This window comes from Dictyobacter arantiisoli (assembly GCF_008326305.1).
In the GTDB taxonomy this organism is placed as follows: domain Bacteria; phylum Chloroflexota; class Ktedonobacteria; order Ktedonobacterales; family Ktedonobacteraceae; genus Dictyobacter; species Dictyobacter arantiisoli.
In genome coordinates, this window is record NZ_BIXY01000194.1 from 1 (window position 1) to 2,815 (window position 2,815).

Below are 2,815 nucleotides of genomic sequence, written 5' to 3' on the forward strand. Positions count from 1 at the left end.
TTTGTGGCTGGTCAGCATGCTTAACAAGTGGGTAGCTTGAAACCTTAACAGGTTTTGCAGAGGACCACTCGTGTGGGTAGTTTCAAGTGTAACAAATGGGTAGCTTGCTGACTAGCATAAACAATTATTCTCACACGGATCGTTCCCGCTGCAACATCGCGTCGGCTTCTTTTTCAGCGAGAGCCAGATCATCTTACAGGATCCTCTCACGGATCGACACCTCTGCAACAGAATTAGCACAGATGCAATTTGAAGCCGCAGAGATTGCTTATAGGATCCTCCTACGGATCGATAGCTTTGCAACTGAGGATGAGCAGCCAGGCGTCACAATCCTACACTCTTACAGGATCCTCAAACGGATCGATCGCTCTGCAACCTGGCAACAACAAGGGATTGTTTACCTGGAGACTATCGTCTTACAGGATCCTCAAACGGATCGATCGCTCTGCAACGATAAACCAAAGGGGAAATTGACAACCATCGCTGAACTTACAGGATCCTCTTACGGATCGATCGCTCTGCAACAGCAAAAAGAAATCTTGTTGCATGGAGATACGGGCCGCTTACAGGATCCTCTTACGGATCGATCGCTCTGCAACTTTTGTTTCTAATAGAGAAGTAAGAAGTAAAATTTGGCTTACAGGATCCTCTTACGGATCGATCGCTCTGCAACTCTCCATGTTCAATGATTGGAGTATTGAATTCAATGCTTACAGGATCCTCAAACGGATCGATCGCTCTGCAACTCACCATCTATAGTGGAACGGGTACACGCCGATCCTCGTGCTTACAGGATCCTCTTACGGATCGATCGCTCTGCAACTGAACCGATAATTTGCCCAAACTGTGGCAACTTTTTTGCTTACAGGATCCTCAAACGGATCGATCGCTCTGCAACAGTACGAAACACGCTAACAATTATTGAGTTTGCGTATCCTTACAGGATCCTCAAACGGATCGATCGCTCTGCAACGCACTGATGCCAGTGAGGACGATGGCGAAGTCCAACCACTTACAGGATCCTCTTACGGATCGATCGCTCTGCAACCGCGTGGAGCGGGATTAAACCGGCTTATTTTGACTCTTACAGGATCCTCAAACGGATCGATCGCTCTGCAACTGCGCAACAACTAACTTTCTCAAAACCAGTCCAATGCTTACAGGATCCTCAAACGGATCGATCGCTCTGCAACCGCGGGTGGCGTGCGCGTTTTTTTTGGCACATATGACCTGCGGTTTGAACAAGGCCCTTGTTTTGGCTTCTGAGAGCTACGTGTTCTCTCTTGTTATACGCGATTTTGGGGCTGTGGTCAAGCTTTTTCGAAAATCGATTTTTGTGCACTATCACGGTAGGATTTTCGGATGCACTTTTGCACGTTCAATCTATTCATCATGCCTGATACATGGTGCCAGGCGGCCAATCAGGGCGGATTTCTGTCCTAATTATGAGGGATGCTTTGATGGTGGCTGGCGATTTTCGAAGTGCTGCTCTGTGAAGCCTGTTTTTAGAGGGTTGTCTGTGTTCTTCAAAGTCTTTCAATAGAGTAATACTGATGTATTGATGCTTTTGATACTATCTAGCGTCGCTACAACCAGTATTACTCTCACTTTTGGGTTTCCTTTCTCTTCTGCTTTTATTTGTGGGTGGGCATGGCGAGCAGGTCGCCTGGATGATGGTCATCAGTTCGAGAATACACAACGATGGCCTGGCTCAATGGTGCATAATAGGTGGCCAGCCAGGGGAGCCGTTGATCCCGGAAATGGCGGATGACGGCGGTCAATAACCAGTAAGGAAGCCTGCCATTGATAATCAGTCCTCGCTCGGAGGGCACCGGGGGGAGCGGAAAGGGTTCTGGCTGGAAGTATTCCAGGCGCGTGTTCGGAATCTGGATGCTGAGAATGGTTCCTTCAGGCTCTGTAACGAGCATAGACTGAACATCAGGATGTTGGTCCGGGCTGGTGGCTACGGCGAGAGGTTGTACCCAGCCAAATGGAAGCTTGGGATCAAATTGATAGAGGGGTTGCTGGCCTGTAGAGGCCGCTACAGCAGCGTAGACCCAGTTGGGAGCCACTCCATACAGGGCCAGTGGAGTATGCGTTGGCAGTTGCGTCAGAAAAAAGGACAAGATCTCTGGCTGCCAGCGTGTTCCCGCTGCAAGAAAGGTGCTGAGATTAATGAGATCACCAGGCGCTTTTTCAAAATGGACACGCTCCAGATCCTGAGCGGTGTATGAACCAAATAATGTGGCGACACGCTCGACCAATTGATCAAAGGCCGGTCCATGTGCCCTATCCGTACGCTGCCGTTCTAAGCCGCTGACGGTTCCCTCCAGGACAGGCGATTGCCTGGTTACTTGTGTCTGCCCGGACAGGATCGAGTGAAGTTGGGCCAACGGGATAACGCCATTCTCCTCAATAAAGTGCTGCCACATGAGAGTGTCGTCAGGCTTATCTTCTCTCAAGAGCAAGATAGCGTGTGTGCAACGGCGGAAAAGATCAAGTTGTGTGCCACGCGGTCGCCCACCCATATCTATAAGAAAGGGCAAACAGCGATGTTCGATATCCTGGGAGATACGCTCGATAAAGCTGTCGGGCCAGGCTGTCTCAATTTTCAGCCGAATCTGGCTCACGGTATCAGGATGACTTTCTTGCGACCAGTTCCCTTCTCCATCCAGGCAAGCTCGAATGACGTCAGGGCTTTTTGGTGTACCCGAAAGTCCCGAAAGAGTAAAAAAAGGAGCCATATCTTGCTAAAATAGGAAAATCATTACGCACCTATGAAAGCGAGAAATGGCTTGGATGTACCTTAACATAT

Annotated in this window: 1 protein-coding gene and 1 CRISPR repeat array; the gene reads right to left on the bottom strand. The window is 49.2% G+C overall.

What is annotated here, in order from left to right; all coding sequences use genetic code 11:
* Window positions 1-192 precede the first annotated feature (192 nt).
* Window positions 193-1,193: direct repeats of the CRISPR family, unit length 37 nt; unit sequence CTTACAGGATCCTCAAACGGATCGATCGCTCTGCAAC.
* A 441-nt stretch (window positions 1,194-1,634) separates the two neighbouring features.
* Window positions 1,635-2,744, bottom strand: coding sequence for a CRISPR-associated protein Csx3 (locus F1593_RS27655; RefSeq protein ID WP_149404775.1), 1,110 nt, complete (start codon window positions 2,742-2,744; stop codon window positions 1,635-1,637).
* Between the last annotated feature and the right edge of the window lie 71 nt (window positions 2,745-2,815).